The organism is Helicobacter hepaticus ATCC 51449, from assembly GCF_000007905.1.
In the GTDB taxonomy this organism is placed as follows: domain Bacteria; phylum Campylobacterota; class Campylobacteria; order Campylobacterales; family Helicobacteraceae; genus Helicobacter_C; species Helicobacter_C hepaticus.
Genome location: NC_004917.1, coordinates 1,683,142 through 1,703,435, shown reverse-complemented (window position 1 = coordinate 1,703,435; position 20,294 = coordinate 1,683,142). Strand labels below are relative to the sequence as shown.

Below are 20,294 nucleotides of genomic sequence, written 5' to 3'. Positions count from 1 at the left end.
TTTGTTATTTACACATTGAGCTGCTTTTGGCATAAATCAACAAGCATTTTAACTTGCTCACTCACAAGCTTGTAATCTTTACCTTCCACCAAGATTCTAAGTTTATTTTCTGTGCCAGAGTAGCGCACAAGGTAGCGATTCCCAGATGCACTTATAGAATCTAATTTTTCTTGCAATCCATTAATTTTTTCAAGTGGCTTTTTTTGAGAAACTTTAAGATTCACAAGCTCGCTCGGATAAATCTCAAAGGGATTAAGCGCATCTTGAGAACTTTTCCCACTTTGGATTAAAAGTGCTAAAACTTGCAATGCACTCACCAAGCCATCGCCAGTTTTTGCATAATCACTAAAAATAATATGTCCGCTGCTCTCCCCTCCAAAATTAAGCTTATGCTCACGCATTTTATCCCATACATATTTATCTCCAACATTGCAACGATGAAGCCCTATTTGATGAGACTTAAGGAACTCTTCAAGTGCAAGATTACTCATCAAAGTTGCCACAATAGCATTATTTTCAAGTTTGCCAATTTGCTTTTGATACAAAGCAAGTGCACCGATGAGTTTATCACCATTGACAATATTTCCTTTATTATCCACCACCACTAATCTATCCGCATCGCCATCAAGAGCAAAGCCCACATCAGCACGATATGTCATCACTTCTTGAGCCAAGCCTTCAGGGTGCATAGCTCCGCACTGCTTGTTGATATTGTATCCATTAGGCTCATCATTAATAGCTATCACATCAGCTCCTAATTCGCTCAACACAATAGGAGCAACACGATATGCCGCACCATTAGCACAATCACACACTATACGCAATCCTCGTAAAGTTAGATTCTTTGGAAAAGAATTTTTAATATGCACAATATAACGTCCCACCACATCATCAATACGCTTTGAACTACCGATTTCTAGCCCACTTTTGAGTGCGCTTTGGAGCGAGGTGGGATTGTAATAATAAGATTCTATACTTTCTTCTTCTTCTTGAGCAAGTTTATAACCATAATGATTAAAGAATTTTATACCATTATCATCATAGGGATTATGGCTTGCGCTTATCATAATTCCCGCATCGCATCGCATATCCTCTGTCAAAAAAGCAACGGCGGGAGTAGGCATAGGACCAATTTGTATCACATCATAGCCCACAGAAGTGAGAGCAGAAACAAGAGCGTTTTCTATCATATAACCGCTACGACGTGTATCCTTGCCTACGAGAATCTTATTTGTCAATGAATGTTGGCGAAAGTGTATCCCCGCACTTGTTCCTAAAGCTATCACACTTGAGGGAGTAATCACTTCCCCCGCACGTCCTCGGACACCATCAGTGCCAAATAGTTTTGCCTTTGTATCTTTTGTCTTCATTCAATCCCCTTACAGACTTTTAAACTGCATTTAATCAAACTTTTGGCAGAATCTTGCCCTAATTTTTTAAAAAAAGGACTAATAAAAATGGCAAATCATAAATCTGCTCAAAAACGCATTCGGCAAACAAAAACTAGAACTGAACGCAACCGATACTACAAAACGCGTATTAAAAATATTGTCAGAGACCTTCGTGAGGCTGTTTTAAACAAAGATGTAGCAAAAGCACAAGAAGCGCTCAAAATTGCCAATAAAGAACTTCATAAATATGTCAGCAAAGGGATTTTGAAAAAAAACACTGCTGCACGCAAAGTATCGCGGCTTAATGCAAGTGTGAAAAAAATCGCTCAATCTGCTTAAATTATTATATTTTTAAGAGGTTGAAATGCTTATTGACAAACTTAAACCCATTGTGGCACGTTATGATGAGATTTCAAGCCTCCTTAGTTCAGAATCCGTTCTCTCAAATATCAAACAGCTCACAGAGCTTAGCAAAGAACAAAGCGATATAGAATCTATTGCGCAAAATGCCAAAACATATTTTTCCATCCTTGAAAATATCGTGCAAAATAAAGCTTTGCTTGAAGACAAAGAGCTTGGCGAACTTGCCAAAGAAGAACTCAAAGATTTAGAATCTGCTAAAGCCACATTAGAAGAGGAAATCAAACTTCTTCTAATCCCCAAAGACCCAAATGATAACAAAAATATCTACCTTGAGATTCGTGCTGGGACAGGCGGTGATGAGGCAGGGATTTTTGTAGGAGATTTGTTTAAAGCATATTGTCGTTATGCGGATTTACAAAAATGGAAAGTTGAAATCATAAGCTCAAATGAAAATAATGTCGGTGGTTACAAGGAAGTTATTGCACTTGTCAAAGGAAATGGTGCGTATTCTAAGCTCAAATTTGAAGGAGGCACCCACAGGGTGCAAAGAGTGCCAGAGACAGAATCTCAAGGACGCATTCACACTTCAGCTATCACTGTAGCAATTATGCCTGAAGTTGATGATGTGGAGATTAATATTAATCCTAATGATTTAAAAATTGATGTTTTTCGCAGTGGTGGGCACGGAGGGCAAAGCGTAAATACCACAGATTCAGCAGTGAGAATCACGCACATTCCTACAGGTATTAGCGTCTCTATGCAAGATGAAAAATCTCAACACAAAAATAAAGATAAGGCTCTTAAGATTCTTAAAGCAAGACTTTATGAGGCAGAGCTTGAAGCGCAAAATGCGCAAAACAAAGAAGCGCGTAAAACTCAGGTAGGAAGTGGTGATAGAAGTGAACGAATCCGCACTTATAATTATCCACAAAATCGCCTTACAGACCATAGAATCGGCTTAACTCTTTATAGCCTTGAAGAGATTATGCTTGGTGGCTTACTTGATGAATTTATCAATCCTCTCATTGCTCACGCTCAAAGTCAAGCTATGGGAAACATAGAACAATGAACCAAGGTTGCACAAAAACTCACAAGCCCACAAAAAAAGTATATTTTTGTGATGGGGCAGTGAAAGGGAAAATTGTTGCTTTACTTGAACAACATTATGAACTTATTTTGACCAATAAGGACCCAGATTATATTTTTTACTCTTGTATGGGATTTGAACATCTTAATTACAATAAAGTAAGAATCTTTGCCACAGGCGAAAATCTACGAGCAGATTTTAATTTTTGTGATTACGCTATTGGATATGATTATATACATTTTGAAGACCGATATTTGCGCTATCCACTTTATCTTCACTGCGAATCTGATATGCAAAAAGCTATGAACAAACACTTACATATTACACCAGAGACACTCCAAAATAAGAGTCGTTTTTGCACTTTTGTTGTAAGCAATGGTAAGGCAGATGAGATACGCACACAATTTTTTGATTTTTTAAGTCAATATAATCGTGTAGATAGCGGTGGACGATACAAAAATAATATTGGGAATCCTGTCGTAGATAAATATGCTTTTTTAAAAGAGGGTAAATTCAATATCGCTTTTGAAAATTCAAGCACAAATGGCTATATTACCGAGAAACTTATTCAAGCTTTTGCTGCACACACCATACCCATTTATTGGGGAGATGAACGCATAAGTTTGCCTTTAGATAAAATGGGGGGGGGGATAAATCCAAAGTCTTTTATTAATATGCATAAATATGAGAGCTACAAAGAAGTTTTAGAAACCATTTATTTTCTTGATACCCACGATGAAGCTTATTTATCAATGTTAAGTGAGCCTGTATTTTTGGATAAAAATCATCAAAAAATATTTGATGAAAAACTTGAAAACTTTTTGCTTCATATTTTTAATCAACCCTTAGAAAAAGCTTATCGCAGAGGATTTGGACAATGGCGTTGCAATATTGAAAAACGATATAAAAAAGCTCAAAAAGCGCGTCAGATTGTCAATAATTTTGCAAATATTTTTCAAATACCTCTGCGCACTTTGAAAAAATATCTTTTGTCTATTTATCTATCCGCGACCTCAAAAAGTTTCGTCTTTTTCACCAAAGAGCGCACAAGTAAATAAAATACTGCCGATATACCAAAAAGATAGCTAAGAATCTCATTAGGCAAAAGCAGATGCCAATCATTGAGCCAACACACAAATACTACAATGAGATAATGAAATACAAAAAGCGAAGAGGTAAGTCCAAAAAATGAATGATACTCACGTCTAAGCATTGACCTAAAAGAAAAATCCATCTTACTTGGCACATAACCTGTAAATTTTGGAAAAAAAAGTAATAGAGCAAAGGGCAAATAACTCCGATAACGAAATAAAAAATCACCTTGTTGTTTCAATTCTTCTTGCAGTGCCATAATATCCCCCCTTTATAGCTAAAATTGAACTCCTAGTATTTTACTCCTATTGATCTTAGTATTGACATTATTGACAATTCACACATTCTACACTTCTATCCATCACCTGCTCTTCTGCCTCTGGGCTTTGAGAGCGTAAATAATATGTGCTTTTCAATCCTAATTTCCACGCAAGTGTATAAATGTCATTGAGCATTTTACCACTTGCTTTATCAAGACGCACAAAAATATTTGTGCTTTGCCCTTGATCTATCCATTTTTGTCGGACAGCCGCCGCTTTAATGATATGAGTTTGCTCAATATCATACGCTGAAACATAATAATTCCAAGTGTCAAGGTTCAAGTGAGGCACAACCACAGGAATAAGTCCGCTTAGATTCTCTTCATACCATTTTTTTCTATACACAGGCTCAATGGTTTGTGTTGTGCCTACTAAAATACTAATTGAACTTGTAGGAGCAATCGCCATTAAATAGCCATTGCGCATACCTTGTGTTTTTACTTTTGCTCTCAAAGATTCCCAATCACATTGCTGTGAGAAAAGCCCCCCTCTATCAACAATCTTAAGTGCCTCTTTGTTTGCCATATCAATAGGAAATATGCCTTTGCTCCAATTACTGCCTTCAAATTGAGGATATTTACCCTTTTCTTGGGCAAGATTTGCACTTGATTCAATCGCATAAAAACTCACAAGTTCCATAATCTCATCAATTTTTATCAAATGCTCTTCACTCCCCCAATCAATGTGGGAACGCGCAAGCATTTCTGCTTCACCCATAACTCCAAGCCCAATAGCACGATTTTGCATATTTGTAACTTTAACTTTACGATTAGGATAAAAATTTAAATCAATGACATTATCAAGCATTCTAATAGCAATAGGCAAGACACGCTCAATATCTTCCTTGGTGTTTATTTTGCTTAGATTCACACTTGCGAGATTACATACCGCTGTTGCCCCACCTTGTGCTATACGCGAAGTAATAAACACTTTCCTACCATTTATAGAATCTACACTTGTAATTTTATTTGCCCTCTTGCACATACCATTATCAAGCTTTACCTCTTCTTTTTCTTCATACACTACTTTTGAGCCATCTTCAAACTCCACTTCCACCACATAATGGTTAGGATTAGTATTTTGAAAAATCTCTGTGCAGAGATTTGAGCTTCTAATAATTCCTGCGTGAGCATTAGGATTTACCCGATTAGCATTGTCTTTAAAGCATAAAAAAGGCAAGCCAGATTCAAAATAATTTGTCAAAATCTTTTTCCATAAATCTTTGGCTAATATACGAGATTTTAATACCTTATCAGATTGCTCATATTCAATATATTTTGCTTCAAATGCTTCACCATAGAGTTCAGTGAGTTCAGGACATTCATAAGGGTCAAAAAGTGTCCAAAACTCATTTGATTCTACGCGCTTCATAAATAAATCACAAATCCAAATAGCAGGGAATAAGTCGTGTGTGCGTCTTCGCTCCTCACCGCTATTTTTGCGCAAATCAATAAAATCGTGAATATCATTATGCCAAATCTCTAAATAAGTAGCAATTGCACCCTTTCGTGTGCCAAGCTGATCAACTGCTATTGCCACATCATTAGCGATTTTTAAAAATGGCACGACACCACCTGCTGCATTTTTATGTCCATCAATAAAGCTTCCAAGCCCACGCACTCGGCTAAAATCCCAGCCTATACCGCCTCCATATTTGCTTAAAAGTGCCATTTCTTTATAAGCATCAAAGATTCCCTCAATATTATCAGGCGTGCTTCCTACAAAACACGAGCTTAACTGATGACGCGTAGTGCGAGCATTTGCAAGGGTAGGTGTCGCGCAAATAACCTCAAATAAGGAAATCATATTATAAAATTTCACTGCCCAAGCGTTGCAATCTTTTTCATTTTGTGCCAAAAACATAGCAATTGCCATAAACATATGTTGAGGCAATTCAATGGGACGATTATTACTATCTTTTAATAAATATCTATCATAAAGTGTCTTAATGCCCAAATAATTAAATTGCAAATCACGTTCAGGCTTAATATGAGAATCTAAAAATGCTAAATCATATTTTTCTTTAATACCAGAGATAAGCTTACCCTCTCTTTCCCCCTGTTCAAAATACTCTTCAAGCTTTTTATAACCTGTCCAACCTGTAACTTTATGATACAAATCATACAAAAATAATCGTGCTGCTACAAAACTCCAATTTGGCGTATTTACATCAATTTTATCTACTGCTGTTTTTATGAGTGTTTGCTGAATTTCTTCAGTTGTAATTTTATCTTTAAATAGAATCTTTGCATCAACTTCTAACTCACTTTGACTAACTCCTTCTAACCCCTCTACTGCCGCGTAAGTATGTTTTTGAATCTTTGCAATATCAAGTGGTTCAATCCGACCATTTCTCTTTGTAACCGTGATTGTATCTAACATTTATCCCCCTTATTTATATTCAACCAATTCATCAAGCGTGATTCTATAACGTGCCTGCTGTGCTTTACCGCGATAACCAAAACATACAATCAAACTTACTTGTTCTTTAAAGCGATCCAATCCATAAAGCTCCTCTACTTTGCGTTTTTCAAAACCTTCAATATAGCAAGTGTCAATTTTAATATAACTCGCATAGCTTACCATATAAGTAGCCATAATATAAGCCTGTAAAGCACTCCAATGCGCAATTTTCTCATCAGTAAATCCACGTGCTTTAAGGTAATCTCCTAGTCGGCTACAAAAAGTCTCATATCCATTTAAATCCATTTTTCGCCTAAAAGTATTGCGTTTAGCATATTCACTTGGTGGCACTAAATCGCTTTGTAAGCTTTTAAATACCACTACTTCACTTGCACTTGTAATTTGTGGCTGATCCCAACATAGCGGACGCAATGCTTTCTTTGCTTCATCACTGCGTAAAACTAAAAGCCTTGTAGGCTCCATACCAAATGAACTAGGAGCAAGTCGTCCTACTTCTAAAATTTCCTCAAAGGTTTCTTTTGGGATTTTTTTGTTCTCATCAAAAAGTTTGCAGGAGTGGCGAAAATAAATTGATTCTAAAAAAGGATTCATTGTTTTTCCTTTATTTAATTTTAAGCCATTGGCTTAATAAAAGGGTGGCAAACACCCCTTAATAAACCAACTTATTTTGCTTTTGCTCTTTTACGCATATTTGGCTCTAGAATCTTTTTACGGATTCTAATAGTTTGAGGAGTTACTTCAAGTATTTCATCATCTTCTATCCATTCTAATGCCCTCTCTAGTGTTAAATCCCTTGGTGGCACAAGTTTAATCGCTTCATCAGCCCCACTACTACGCATATTAGTTAAGTGTTTTGCCTTAATAGGATTAACATCTAAATCATTATCTCTGCTATGCTCACCAATGACCATTCCTACATATACTTTAGTTTGTGGTGCTATAAAGAGTATTCCTCGCTCTTGGATATTAAAAAGTGAAAAACCTGTCGCATCTCCATTTTCCATACTAATGAGTGCGCCGTTTTTACGAGATTCTACACTACCACTAAAGGGACGAAACTCTAAAAAACTATGATTCATAATGCCCTCACCTTTCGTATCTGTCAAAAACTCACTGCGATAGCCGATAAGCCCACGCGCTGGAATCTCAAACTCTAATCTTGTATAGCCATCACTCATAGGATTCATAGCTTTCATCTCTGCCTTTCTCTTGCCAAGCTTTTCAATAATCGCCCCGCTAAAATCTTGCGGCGTATCAATGACTAAATGCTCAAATGGCTCGCATTTCACACCATTCTCTTCTTTGATAATTACTTCAGGACGTGAAATACTAAATTCAAAGCCTTCTCGGCGCAAATTTTCAGCCAAAATGGTAATTTGTAACTCCCCTCGCCCACTCACTTTGAATTTTCCCTCGCCCATTTCTTCACAACGCATAGCAATGTTAGTTTGCATTTCTTTTAAGAGCCTATCTTTAATTTTATTTGCCGTTACGTGTTTGCCCTCCAACCCTGCTAAAGGGCTATCATTAACTGCAAAATACACACTCATTGTAGGTTCTTCAAGGTGCATAGGGTCAAGCGGCATAGGATTAGTAGGACATACAATAGAATCTCCAACATCAACGGCATTAAAACCGGCAATAGCAACAATATCACCGGCTTCAGCAGATTCTATCTCTGTGCGTGCTAAGCCTAAAAAGCCAATAAGCTTACTAATGCGCCCAGTTTCTTTCTCGCCATCACTTTTAGCAAGCATTACATTCTCACCTTTTTTTATACAACCATTAAATACACGAGCAATGCCGATTTTTCCTACATAATTATCATAATCAAGCGTAAATACTTGCATTTGCAAAGGATTCTCTTTTGCACCACTTGGCAGTGGGACATATTCTAAAATTGCCTCAAAAAGAGGTTCAAGATTTTTCTTTTCATCTTCTAACTCTTTGATTGCATAACCATCTCGTGCAGCAGCATAAACTACAGGAAAATCTAGTTGTTCATCACTTGCACCCATTGCTACAAATAAATCAAAAACTTCATCAATCACTCTATGAGGTTGGGCAGCTGGCTTATCAATTTTATTAACTACTACAATGGGGCGGATTCCAAAACCAAGTGCTTTTTTCACAACAAACTTTGTTTGAGGCATAACACCTTCTTGTGCATCTACAAGAAGCAGCACGCCATCAACCATTTTAAGCACCCGTTCTACCTCTCCACCAAAATCCGCGTGTCCGGGCGTGTCAATAATATTTATTTTTGTCCCCTTATAATTGATAGCTGTATTTTTTGAAAGAATAGTAATACCTCGTTCTCTTTCTAAATCATTAGAATCCATAACACGCTCATCAATTTGTTCCCTCTCGCCAAAAGTACCGGATTGAGTAAGTAGCCCATCTACAAGTGTAGTTTTTCCGTGATCAACGTGAGCAATAACAGCAATATTTCTTATATTTTGCATAAAAATGATTCTCTACTTTCCATTTAGAATTAAAGTAAGGATTCTACTATTTTAAGTATAAAAAAACATAAAAGTGAAGAATATAATTTTAAAACATTATTTTAAAGTATTACATTTTCCCTTTAATAAAACTTTCCATTTCACTTACGATTTCCTCAATCATACGCTCACCATTAATTTTATGAAGCACTTTTTGCTTACTATAAAATGTCTCAATATCTTTAAGTGGCGTGAGATACACTTGCATACGATTATTAAATACTTCTACATTATCATCTGCACCTCTTGCCCGTCCTAACACTCTCTCTCTTGCGACAGATTCACTTACTTCAACTTCTATTACGCTCACTAATTGCACTTGATTTTGTGCTTTAAGTTTTTCATCAAGGGCTTCCATTTGCTCTATGCTACGAGGATAGCCATCAATAATGATAACATCTTTGGGCGCATTTGCTATGGCATTAATAATTGTGCCAACTACAATATCAAGTGGGACAAGATTGCCCTTACTAATAAAACTATCAATGGTTTTCCCATATTCACTACCACTTGCAACTTCTTCGCGTAATAAATCTCCCGTGGAATAATGCACGATAGAATCCGCATTATCTCTTGCAATGATTTGTGCATCTGTCGTCTTTCCCGAACCGGGCGCACCAATAATTAAAAACAACTTTTTCATAACTATTCTCCTTAAAACTTTAATGGACAAAAAATATTTTTAAAAAAGATTATAGCTTTAAAATCTTAAGATATAATATGATTTCAAATATTCAAATGACAAAGAAAAAGAAGATGAATTTTACATTTGCTAATAAATTTAAGCTTATGCTCTTAAATATGTTTTTGGTTTGTAATTCTTGGGGAACACAACTCCCTCACTTAGAATACGAAAAGCTAGAGCCACATACCGAATCTAATGCTCCATTAGATTTGCAAAAACATCAATATTATGAGCCACAAAATAAAATTGCATATTTGGCTGCAAGTTCGGGCATTATACTTGGTGGGACACTCATAAGCGCTGGTGTGCTTTATCTTATGCCTGAGAGTGTAACAAACTGGAACAAAGATGAAATAAAGAATCTTGGCAAAAATTGGGCAAGGAAAACCTCACAGGGACCAGTAGTAGATGCCGATAATTGGTTTTTAAATTGGGTTACACACCCTTATTGGGGTGCAGTGTATTATATGCAACCTCGTGTTGCAGGATATAGCTGGAATATATCTGCACTTTATAGTGTTCTTGCTTCTGCTCTTTTTTGGGAATATGGCATTGAAGCATTCGCTGAAATACCATCGTGGCAAGATTTAATTGTTACTCCTGCAATTGGCTCAATGTTTGGTGAATTATTCTACCAAGCTTCACTTCGTATCCATAACAATCACGACACAATTCTTGGCTCACGTTTTCTTGGCAAAAGTGCCTTGCTTCTTATGGATCCTATTGGATTTATTTTGAAAGATTTAGGGGTAGCAAAACGAATTGGAATAAAAAATAAAAATGAAGCCCAAAGTTTCATTATGCCACTAAAAAACACAAAGGGTGAAGGAGCACAGATCGTTTTTGCGATGCGTTTCTAGCTCATACATAAATAAAATTTAAATGCTAAAATCATAATAACTTACACTTACAAAAAAAGATTGTGTATCAAAACGTTCTCCAAGCAATTTCTTACTTTTTTCATTAAATCCACGTTGGTAACCCACACTTAGACCATAACCTTTGGCTATATCAATAAAAACTTCTGCACGAGCTATGCCACCATAAATATTATATTGTTCTTTAGGTTCTGGTGTAGCAAGATTACTCATTTCAAATCCTCCTCCAACAAATGCAATTACACGTCCATCAAAGAATCTATATCCAATTTGCCCACCTACAGAAAAATTATATAGTCCATTTTTATTTTCAGAGCCTGCACTCCCATCAATCCACGCATTAAGAAGTAAAGTCTTTCCCTCTGTGAGAATAAAGCCTCGTTTCAAGCCAAAAAGCATTGCATTACGAGCACTTTTATAGTCTTGCAATACTTCATTTCTTTGCGCACCTGTGATTGTAGAATGTAACCAACCAATATTTAGGCTTCCAAAAGTATTAGAAGAAACAGGTGCTGGAGTAAAATCAATTCCCCATACTAAACCCAAATTTAGAACATTTAAAATAATTAAATTCTTTAACAATTTCAATACTTTTTACCCCCAAATGCTATTTGTGTAAGGCTGACTTCTATCAATATTATCATATCGCTTATTATTTTTACTCCCTTTACCACCACGTAGATTACCTTTAGTAGCACTACGTGTATTTCCTACAAATTTTTTATTAGATTTTTTAGGTTGTTCACTTTCATAGTTTTCTTCAAGTTTGGCTATTTGTTCCTTGCTTAAACCAATTTTAAGACTGCTATTTTTTTCTAAATGTAATGAAATAAGCTTAAGACAAAGCTGTGTAGTATCTATTTTGTCTTTGAGTTTTTCATAAATGGCCACCGATTTATCACTAATCTTTGTATGCGAAAGTTCCTGTGAAAATGCGTCATCACTATATTCTTGCTTTATCTCGCAGAGTTTAAGTTTGGCTTTGGTAATTTGTTTAATCTTACTTAAATCTTTATACTCAAGTGGTGTAGCAAGTGTAACTGCAACACCTTTTTTTCCTGCACGTCCTGTGCGCCCTATACGATGCACATAACTCTCAGGATTGAGTGGTATATGATAATTAAATACGTGGCTTACATCACTTATATCTAATCCGCGAGATGCAACATCAGTAGCAACAAGAATTTCAATTTTATTTTCCCTAAATGCCTTAATCGCCTCTCTTCTATCCCTCTGTTCCATATCTCCGTGTAATGCTATAGCTTTAAATCCACGATTTGCAAGTCTTATAGCTAAAGCATCAGCTTCTTTTTTCATACGCGTAAAAATAATGCTTTTTGTAGGATTTTGTGTCTCAATTAAGCGCACAATCGCTTCATCGCGCTCACCTTCATTGATAATATAATATTGCTGTTCAATATCTTGATTTGTAACATCTGTGGGGGTAATTTTTACAAAAGCAGGTTCATTAAGTATTTTCATTGCTAAAGCTTTAATTGGTTCTGGCATCGTAGCTGAAAAAAGTAATGTCTGGCGCGTATTGGGCAAAAATTTAAAAATCTCTTCAATATCATCTAAAAAGCCCATATCAAGCATTTCATCACTCTCATCAAGCACAACAATTTGAGGCGAAAAATGTGCAATTCTACCATTTTGTAAATGGTCAAGTAACCTTCCGGGTGTAGCTATCATTGCTTTAGGTTTTTTCTCAAGCAAATCACATTGTCGTTTAATGCTCTGTCCTCCATACATACAAATTGTTTTAATTCGTCCAAACCGCCCTAATTTTAGAATCTCCTCACTAATTTGCATAGCAAGCTCCCGTGTAGGAGTGATAATAAGCGCTTCAATATCTTTATTGCGATTAAGGGTGTTAAGAATAGGTATAGCAAATGCAGCAGTCTTTCCTGTGCCTGTCTGAGCCTGCGCAATAAGGTCTTTGCCCTGTAAAATAATTGGTATACTTTGAGATTGCACTGGACTAGGTGTGCTAAAGCCTGCTTCTCTAATGCCCTTTAATACAAAATCTTTAAGTCCAAATACATCAAAACCTTGCGTATCTTGTTTATGTTTTGATTTCAATCCTTGTTTTATTGTCACACTCGGAGACTCTTCTGATTGTTGTATGAGAGAAGCATTATCCATTCGTTTTACCTTAACATTTAATAAGTATCCCAAATTATTCATTTGGCATTTAAAGCGGGATTATAACAAAATTTTGCTCTTTTAAGATTGAAATTTACAAAAATATTATCGCACTTAGATATAATACAGCACTTCCAAAAGTTAAAGGATAAAGGTGAATTTTGACAATACCCTTACAACACTCTACGACACTATGCCTTTTGGAGCAAGTTTTCTCGCTGGAATCTTAACATTTTTAAGTCCTTGCATTTTACCTCTTGTCCCTCCTTATATTTCTTATATTTCTGGCATCAGCATTAATGATTTACACGCGCGCAATACCGCACATAAATCTCGTATTATTTTTACCTCATTGCTTTTTATTGCTGGTTTCTCTTTTGTATTTATTACACTTGGACTTTTTGCTTCATCTGCGCTTGGAACACTCTTGAGTTCATCTTGGATACGCTACATTGCAGGAGGTATTATCATTGCCTTTGGAATACATTTTTTATTTCCATTGAAATTGAGTTTTCTATATAAAACCTTTCAATACAATTTAAACTTTGCGCGTTTTGGTTTTCTTTCTCCATTTATACTTGGGATTGGTTTTAGTATTGGTTGGAGTCCTTGTGTAGGTCCCATTCTTACCTCAATTCTCACTCTTTCACTTTTCAATCCATCTCACGCACTTTGGCTTATGTTAGCTTATTCTGCAGGATTAGGCTTAGCATTTTTACTTGTAGCAATTTTTATTGATATAGGATTAAACTTTTTAAAAAAGCTTAATCGCTTTTTAAGATTTGTTGAAATTATTTCAGGATTACTGCTTATACTTATTGGTGTGTTTATCATTACACAAAAAATGGATTTTTTATTTTTTACTACTTTAGATTCTTGGAACAAGGAGGTTTAATATGCTTTTTCAAAATGCAACACTTTGTGATTATCAAGGCATAAAAAAAGCCGATTTGCGGGCGCAAAATGGTCTTATTACAGACATTGGCTCACTTCAACCCCTAAAAGATGAGGATATATATGATGCTAAAGATAGAATCTTATTTCCTGCAATGATTGACCTTAATGTTGCACCAAAAAGTCTTTCTCTCTCACGCAAAAATCTCCTCTCACTCGCACAAAAAGCACTTAAGGGAGGTGCGGGAAGTATTTTACTTTATCCGCATACCACTCCCTCTTGTAGCGAAAATGGCTCTATTGAGCTTATTAAAAGCCTTAATAAAGAATCTCCCATTCATCTTATTCCTGCGATTAGCCCACTTGATTCTCAAGGCAAACTAAGCGATATTAGCACATTGCATACAAATGGTGCAAAGGCTATTTTTGCACCAAGTGATATTGATGCGCATAGCCTGATGAGCATTGCTCAATATGCTCAAATGCTTGATATTCCGCTTATGTGTTTTTGTCAAGACTCATCTGTAGCCGATGGAGTGATGAATGAAGGAATTTTGAGTGCTTCGCTTGGACTTCCTTCTATACCTGCATACAGCCAAACTAAAGAGGTTGCTAAAATTGCCGAAATGTTTAAAAATATGCCAATTAAACTTATTTTTGATACTTTGGTTTATCCACGTAGTTTTGAAATACTCCAATCTTTTAGAGCTATTCACAACAAAACTTCACAAAAAAATAAAGATTCTATGCAATTTGGCGAGACTCCACAATTTTTCACACAAACTTCTATTCATCATCTTATTTTAGATGAAAGTTTATGCGATAATTACAATACTGCAGCCAAGCTCAACCCACCACTTGTAGAAAAAAATGCTCAAAGCAAACTCATTGAGATGCTACAAAATGGATATATTGATACGCTTACAAGCCTTCAATGTGCAGATTTTAATTCTAAAAAAGACCAAGTTTTTGAGCTAGCAAGTTTTGGAGTAGATGCACTTGAGATATATTTTCCTTTGCTCTATACTTATTTGCATAAAGCTTATAATATTCCGCTTCCGCTTATTTCACAATTTACAAGCTATACGCCTGCACAGATTCTTAATCTTAATAAAGGCGCATTACAAGAGGGCAAAATTGCCCAATTATTTGTATTTAATCCTCATACACGCTTTAAGGTAAATGATATGTTTTCACCTTATCATCAACACAATCTTTATGGTAACATTGAAGCGTTTTTGAGCAATGAAATACTCTATACACCCCACACAAAGGAACTATAATGCAAGAACTTAAAAATTATTTTATAGGCTATCTACCTCAAATTGAACAACTTAGTATCGGATTCTTAAAAGCTGCGCTTATCCTCATTATTGGTTATTATCTCTCGCGTTTTGTAGCAAACAAAATCCGTAAAGCTATTGCAAAACAAGATGAAATACTTGCGCGATTCATTGGGCAAGTGATTTTTGTCCTTTTACTTGTTGTGATGATTATCGCAGCACTTGGCACTATCGGTGTGCAAACAAACTCTATCATCGCTGTGCTAGGAACTGCAGGTGTGGCTATTGCACTCGGGCTCAAAGATTCTCTTTCATCAGTTGCAAGCGGCATAGTGCTTATCATTCTTCGCCCATTTAAACGAGGAGATTTAATTGAAGTAAGTGGCTTGGTTGGCAATGTAGAAGCTATCAATCTTTTTACTACTAATCTCCGCTTAAATGATGGAAAATTTGCAATTATCCCTAATAGTAATATGGCAACTGCGAATATTATTAATACTACCTATAATGACCAACGCCGCATTGAACTCATTATAGGAGTAGGATATGAGAGTGATATAGAATCTGTAAAAAATATTATTATTGAAGTATTACAATCCACTCCTGAAGTTGATTTAGAACAACAATATTTTATTGGATTAACTGAACTTGCTTCAAGCTCTCTTAATTTCACACTTCGTTTTTGGGTAAAACTTGAATATGGTGTGCTCAATACGCAAAGTAAAGTTTTAGAATCTATCAAAACAAACCTTGATAAACACGGCATTGAGATTCCCTATAACAAACTTGATATAAATATTGCACAATCTCCTAAGGCTAATTAATGTTACATATTTGGGGAGCGCAAGAAGCGTTTATTTGTGATGAGAATTTTTCTATTTTACATAATGGTGCTATTGCTTTTGAAGAAAATAAAGATAAAATCTTAGCTGTGGGGGATTACGAAGCACTATGCTCACAATTTCCTAATGCAAAAACTCATTTTTTTCCTCAAGGTATCTTACTCCCCTCTCTGATTAATGCACATATACATTTTGAATTTGGCTCGCATTTGGCACAATTTTGTTATGGAGATTTTGGAGCGTGGCTTGATAGTTTGATGACATCGCGCGATGAAGTCCTCAATAGTGGCAATTCTTCTGAAACTATCATTTTACAAGACATTAATGATCAAATAAATGCAGGTGTAGGAAGTGTAGGTGCAATAAGTAGTTATGGTAATGATATGACTGCACTTGCTTCAAGCCCCTTACGTGTAGTATATTTTAATGAAGCCATAGGAAGTAATCCAAGTGCTATTGATTTTCTCTATGCTCACATATTAGAGCGTCTTGAACGTGCAAAATCTCTCCATAGCCCTACTTTCATACCAGCAATAGCCTTGCATTCACCCTATTCACTCCACCCTATAATGGCACAAAAACTCATAGACATAGCCACCAAAGATAAACTGCCCCTTTCAGCACATTTTTTAGAATCCGCACACGAGCGAGAATGGCTTACCCAAAATAGCGGATATTTTAAAACATTTTTTCAAAGATTCTTTAAAATTGAGAATCCTCAAAGCTTTTACTCACCCCAAAGTTTTTTAGATATGCTCTCCCCCCTTAGAGACACTCCACTCTCACTTACACACTGCCTCTATATAAAGGAAGAAGAGGCAAAAATGATAGAATCTCTGCAAGCTTCTATCATTACCTGCCCTCGTAGTAATCGCCTTTTAAACAATGCTTTCTTCACACGCTCCCTTCTACGAAATAAAAAAATCCCTCTTGCACTTGGCACAGATGGCAAAAGCTCGAATAATAATGTCAATCTCCTTGATGAATTACGCACAAGTCTTTATGCATATCCGCAAGAGGATATACTTGCCCTTGCAAAATCATTGATTTTAAGTGCCACACTCTATGGAGCAAAGACTTTGGGGCTAAATAATGGCACATTAAGCGAGGGTAAAAATGTAGATTTTGCCATTTTTGAATTTAGCCAACCTTTATTTCAAACTCATCAATCTCACCCCAATCAATCGCCCCTACATTTTATTCTCCACGCTACAAAACCTACTCATCTTTTTATCAATGCAAAGGCAGTATTATGAAAGATTCTACAATTCAGAGCATACTTTTTGTGTGTTTGGGCAATATTTGCCGTTCACCCTTAGCTCAAGGTATAGCGCGACACATAGCACAGCAACATAACCTTAATATAGAAATAGATTCTGCAGGGACAAGCGGGTGGCATATTGATGAGCAACCCTGTGCTGGCTCACGTTATATAGCTAAAGAACACGGATTTAGCATTGATGATTTACGAGGGAGACGAGTAAGTGCGTATGCTGATGAAAAATTTGATTTGATTATCGCCCTTGATAGAAGTAATTATGCCGATTTACTCACACTTGGATTCGAAAAAAATAAGGTTAAAAAACTTGGTGAGTTTGGATTAAAAGGAGCAGATATTCCTGACCCTTACACTTACAAAGATATGGAAGGTTTTGAGCGTATATATCAAATGATACATCTTTGCGTGCATAATCTACTTTCTATACACTATCCTGTGATAGAATCTCCCTATACTTCCTCCACAAAAGAATAGAAAGGATAAATATGACAATCTCACTCTATGGTATCAAAACTTGCGGTAGTGTCAAAAAAGCAATAACACTCTTACAAAAACATTCCATTCCTTTTATATTCATAGATTTGAAAACTCATACACCCTCTAAAGAACAACTCGCCTTATGGATTGAACAAAAAGGCATTGAAATTGTGCTCAATACTAAAGGCACAACCTATAAAACACTCAAAAAAGATGGAAAAATTACTGACACAATCTTAAATGCAACACTTCAAATGCAAATTAATACACTTTTTGATACACCTATGCTTCTTAAACGCCCCATTATCACAAGTGATGAAAATCTTATCATTGGCTATGATGAAAGCGCTATCTTAAGGCTTATTCATATTTTTCAGCAAAGGAAGCTGTAAATGAAATTCTGCCTTACGCATATCATATTTGCCATTCTTTTTGCTTTACTCTTAAATGCTTGTGCAGACAAAATTATCCCTAGCACTGAAGTCAAAGATCTGCAAGCACTTCCTCAAGATGCAATTTTTTATATTCCTACAGATACTAAGATAAAATCTAAGCGCTATTCTGAAGAAACTTTAGCACTCAAAAAAGACTATTTGCAAAAATATTTTTCTCCTTGGCATCAAAAACCAAATCCAAAAAAAAATGAAGTTTTTTGGATTCTCCCCTCACTTCAAAATATTGCCACAGGCAAAGGTAAAACAAGAAGCTATGGTGAAAATCTCCAGGAAATAAACCCACAAGAGGCAAAGAAGCTTATAGATTCTATGAATCTTAGCTCTTATCCAAACCACAATCAAAAAGCCATTATCACCACTACAACTGCAGTGCGCGCAGTGCCTACAAATAAACCCTTATTTAATAAACCGAGTGGTTATCCATTTGATAGATGGCAAAATTCCCTTATTTTCGCAGGCACACCTGTGCTTATCACACATATGAGCAAAGATAAATCTTGGGTGCATATTCAATCTGGCTTTGTCTATGGCTGGATAGAATCACATCATTTTGCCACACTCACGCAAGAGCAAGTAAAAGAAATACAAAGCTACACAAGGTATGTAAGTCCTATTGTTGATGAGATTCCTTTATTTGATTCTCATAAACACTTTACCTCACAAGCACGTATTGGACAGATTTTCCCTGTGTATGGGACACAACTTAAAGAAATGATAGGTATTGCAACCTATGTGCGTTTGAATAATGGCAAGGCTAAAAGAGAGCAAAGCTTTATCTCACTTGATAAAACTAAACCTTTCCCAAGAAAGCTAGATTCTCAAACTATCGCTTCAACAATTAATGCAATGATAGGACAAAAATACGGCTGGGGTGGATATTTGCAAAATCGCGATTGCTCTGCCTTTATCCGCGATATTTTTGCACAATATGGCTTACATCTTCCGCGAAATTCTAAGGCTCAAGTATATTATGGTAAAAATCAAATTGATTTAAGCAAACTTAATCGCAAGGATAAAGAAGCCTTTATTATAGCCAATGCTACGCCTTATCAAAGCATTCTTTGGCTACAAGGACATATTATGCTCTATATTGGAGAATATCAAGGTAGAGCCATTGTCGCACATAGTGTGTGGAGTGTAACCACAGGTAAAAAATATGAAAATATGCTCGGTGGTGTTGTTATCACTTCTTTGTATGTAGGAGATGAACACAATGGTGTATTTGCAAAATCTGAATTGCTTATTGATAGAATCCAAGCTATGTCTGACCTTTCGCAGCTTGCAGCACAAATCAAAGGGCATAAATGAAAGTTATCATAACTCTATGCTTGTGTATTATGAGTATGTTTGCTAAAGAAATCTCGCCTATTAAAGTGCTTGTGAGTGTGCTACCACAAAAAGAAATGATTGAACGCATTGGGGGCGAATATGTTAAAGTAGAGGTGCTTGTGCCTGCGGGCAAATCACCTGAAATTTATGAACCAAGCTTTGCACAAATGAAACATATTCAAAATACTCAAATATTTTTTGGTGTTGGAATGCCTTTTGAATCTACTTGGCTTAAGCGATTTAAAAATACTAATCCTTCACTTATTTATCATAGCCTTATAGATGAAAAACCATCTCAGACTTCTTATCCCCACGCACATAATCCGCATATTTGGCTCTCATTTCAAGCTCTGCAGCCTCAAATTTTACGCATTGGCGATATTTTAAGTAAAATTGATACAACACATTCAGATATGTTTCAAAAAAATGCCTTAAAACTTGTTAAAGAACTTAAAAACATACAAAAACACACTCATATACTTTTCACTTCGCCCAAAGCTCAAAAAAATTTCATTACCTATCACCCTACATTTGCATACTGGAGCACAGAGTTTAACGTGCAAGAATTAAGCTTAGAGCATAATGGCAAAGAACTTAAGGGCAGAGAATTGCTTGCCCTCATCTCACAAGCTAAGGCGCACAATCTTAAAGCAGTTTTTATCCAACCTCAATTTGCCAAATCACGAGTAGAAATGTTTGCAAAAGAATTAGGTTTGCGTATTATTGAACTTGACCCTTTGCGTGAAGATTGGCTTTTATCACTTCAAGAATCTGCTTGTCAAATCGCATTTTCGCTCTCTACACAAGAGAGCAAATCCTGCGTGCAAGAATATTTCAAAGATTAAT

The 20,294-nt window shown here is 36.0% G+C and carries 20 protein-coding genes; 12 read left to right on the top strand and 8 right to left on the bottom strand.

The genetic code is table 11. The features are described from left to right. Positions 1–8 precede the first annotated feature (8 nt). Complete coding sequence (gene glmM / locus HH_RS08590) at positions 9–1,370, bottom strand: phosphoglucosamine mutase (protein ID WP_011116618.1); 1,362 nt, start codon at positions 1,368–1,370, stop codon at positions 9–11. 87 nt (positions 1,371–1,457) lie between these two features. On the opposite strand from glmM, the gene rpsT reads away from it, so the two are divergent. The 3 genes from rpsT to HH_RS08575 are packed head-to-tail and all read left to right on the top strand — an operon-like array spanning position 1,458 to position 3,899. Then, positions 1,458–1,730 (top strand): 30S ribosomal protein S20, encoded by a 273-nt coding sequence (gene rpsT, locus HH_RS08585; RefSeq protein ID WP_011116617.1) that lies wholly within the window; start codon positions 1,458–1,460, stop codon positions 1,728–1,730. A 25-nt stretch (positions 1,731–1,755) separates the two neighbouring features. Beyond that, complete coding sequence (gene prfA / locus HH_RS08580) at positions 1,756–2,823, top strand: peptide chain release factor 1 (protein WP_011116616.1); 1,068 nt, start codon at positions 1,756–1,758, stop codon at positions 2,821–2,823. Next, entirely contained in the window at positions 2,820–3,899 is a 1,080-nt protein-coding gene (locus HH_RS08575) for a glycosyltransferase family 10 domain-containing protein (RefSeq protein ID WP_011116615.1), read from the top strand. The genes prfA and HH_RS08575 overlap by 4 nt, the downstream gene beginning before the upstream one ends. Here HH_RS08575 and HH_RS08570 read toward each other — a convergent pair. The 5 genes from HH_RS08570 to HH_RS08550 form a co-directional block, all read right to left on the bottom strand. Continuing rightward, positions 3,839–4,192, bottom strand: a complete 354-nt coding sequence (locus tag HH_RS08570; RefSeq protein WP_011116614.1) for a hypothetical protein — start codon at positions 4,190–4,192, stop codon at positions 3,839–3,841. The two genes, HH_RS08575 and HH_RS08570, sit on opposite strands and share 61 nt — an antisense overlap. 67 nt (positions 4,193–4,259) lie before the next feature. Then, positions 4,260–6,635, bottom strand: a complete 2,376-nt coding sequence (locus HH_RS08565; RefSeq protein ID WP_011116613.1) for a ribonucleoside-diphosphate reductase subunit alpha — start codon at positions 6,633–6,635, stop codon at positions 4,260–4,262. 9 nt (positions 6,636–6,644) lie between these two features. Beyond that, positions 6,645–7,268 carry an NAD(P)H-dependent oxidoreductase gene (locus HH_RS08560; RefSeq protein ID WP_011116612.1) on the bottom strand — a complete coding sequence of 208 codons (624 nt, stop codon included), beginning with the start codon at positions 7,266–7,268 and terminating at the stop codon, positions 6,645–6,647. A gap of 71 nt (positions 7,269–7,339) precedes the next feature. Next, positions 7,340–9,142 carry a translational GTPase TypA gene (typA, locus tag HH_RS08555; RefSeq protein ID WP_034365749.1) on the bottom strand — a complete coding sequence of 601 codons (1,803 nt, stop codon included), beginning with the start codon at positions 9,140–9,142 and terminating at the stop codon, positions 7,340–7,342. A gap of 109 nt (positions 9,143–9,251) precedes the next feature. Further along, entirely contained in the window at positions 9,252–9,824 is a 573-nt protein-coding gene (locus HH_RS08550) for an adenylate kinase (RefSeq protein ID WP_011116610.1), read from the bottom strand. Between the two features lie 113 nt (positions 9,825–9,937). Here HH_RS08550 and HH_RS08545 point away from each other — a divergent pair, with 113 nt between their 5' ends. Then, positions 9,938–10,726, top strand: a complete 789-nt coding sequence (locus HH_RS08545; protein WP_226989493.1) for a DUF3943 domain-containing protein — start codon at positions 9,938–9,940, stop codon at positions 10,724–10,726. Between the two features lie 18 nt (positions 10,727–10,744). Here HH_RS08545 and HH_RS08540 read toward each other — a convergent pair whose 3' ends face one another. Both HH_RS08540 and HH_RS08535 read right to left on the bottom strand, forming a co-directional pair. Then, positions 10,745–11,326: a hypothetical protein gene (locus tag HH_RS08540; RefSeq protein WP_011116608.1), complete on the bottom strand. Its 582-nt coding sequence runs from the start codon at positions 11,324–11,326 to the stop codon at positions 10,745–10,747. 12 nt (positions 11,327–11,338) lie between these two features. Then, positions 11,339–12,889, bottom strand: coding sequence for a DEAD/DEAH box helicase (locus HH_RS08535; protein WP_083750357.1), 1,551 nt, complete (start codon positions 12,887–12,889; stop codon positions 11,339–11,341). A 154-nt stretch (positions 12,890–13,043) separates the two neighbouring features. Between HH_RS08535 and HH_RS08530 the strand changes: the two genes are divergently transcribed. From HH_RS08530 to HH_RS08495, 8 genes are read left to right on the top strand one after another with little or no spacing between them, the layout of a single operon-like run. Continuing rightward, positions 13,044–13,784 carry a cytochrome c biogenesis CcdA family protein gene (locus HH_RS08530; RefSeq protein ID WP_011116606.1) on the top strand — a complete coding sequence of 247 codons (741 nt, stop codon included), beginning with the start codon at positions 13,044–13,046 and terminating at the stop codon, positions 13,782–13,784. A gap of 1 nt (position 13,785) precedes the next feature. Then, positions 13,786–15,066 carry a metal-dependent hydrolase gene (locus HH_RS08525; RefSeq protein WP_011116605.1) on the top strand — a complete coding sequence of 427 codons (1,281 nt, stop codon included), beginning with the start codon at positions 13,786–13,788 and terminating at the stop codon, positions 15,064–15,066. Next, on the top strand, positions 15,066–15,890 hold the full coding sequence (mscS, locus tag HH_RS08520; RefSeq protein ID WP_011116604.1) for a small-conductance mechanosensitive channel MscS: 825 nt from the start codon (positions 15,066–15,068) through the stop codon (positions 15,888–15,890). Before HH_RS08525 ends, mscS begins: the two co-directional genes overlap by 1 nt. Beyond that, entirely contained in the window at positions 15,890–17,164 is a 1,275-nt protein-coding gene (mqnF, locus tag HH_RS08515; protein ID WP_011116603.1) for an aminofutalosine deaminase family hydrolase, read from the top strand. The genes mscS and mqnF overlap by 1 nt, the downstream gene beginning before the upstream one ends. Next, positions 17,161–17,661, top strand: coding sequence for a low molecular weight protein-tyrosine-phosphatase (locus HH_RS08510; RefSeq protein ID WP_011116602.1), 501 nt, complete (start codon positions 17,161–17,163; stop codon positions 17,659–17,661). Before mqnF ends, HH_RS08510 begins: the two co-directional genes overlap by 4 nt. An 11-nt stretch (positions 17,662–17,672) precedes the next feature. After that, a complete protein-coding gene (locus HH_RS08505) occupies positions 17,673–18,056 on the top strand; it encodes a Spx/MgsR family RNA polymerase-binding regulatory protein (protein WP_011116601.1) in 384 nt (127 codons plus the stop codon). Further along, positions 18,057–19,427 carry an NlpC/P60 family N-terminal domain-containing protein gene (locus tag HH_RS08500; protein WP_011116600.1) on the top strand — a complete coding sequence of 457 codons (1,371 nt, stop codon included), beginning with the start codon at positions 18,057–18,059 and terminating at the stop codon, positions 19,425–19,427. Then, positions 19,424–20,293: a metal ABC transporter solute-binding protein, Zn/Mn family gene (locus tag HH_RS08495; protein ID WP_011116599.1), complete on the top strand. Its 870-nt coding sequence runs from the start codon at positions 19,424–19,426 to the stop codon at positions 20,291–20,293. Before HH_RS08500 ends, HH_RS08495 begins: the two co-directional genes overlap by 4 nt. Position 20,294: the final 1 nt, after the last annotated feature.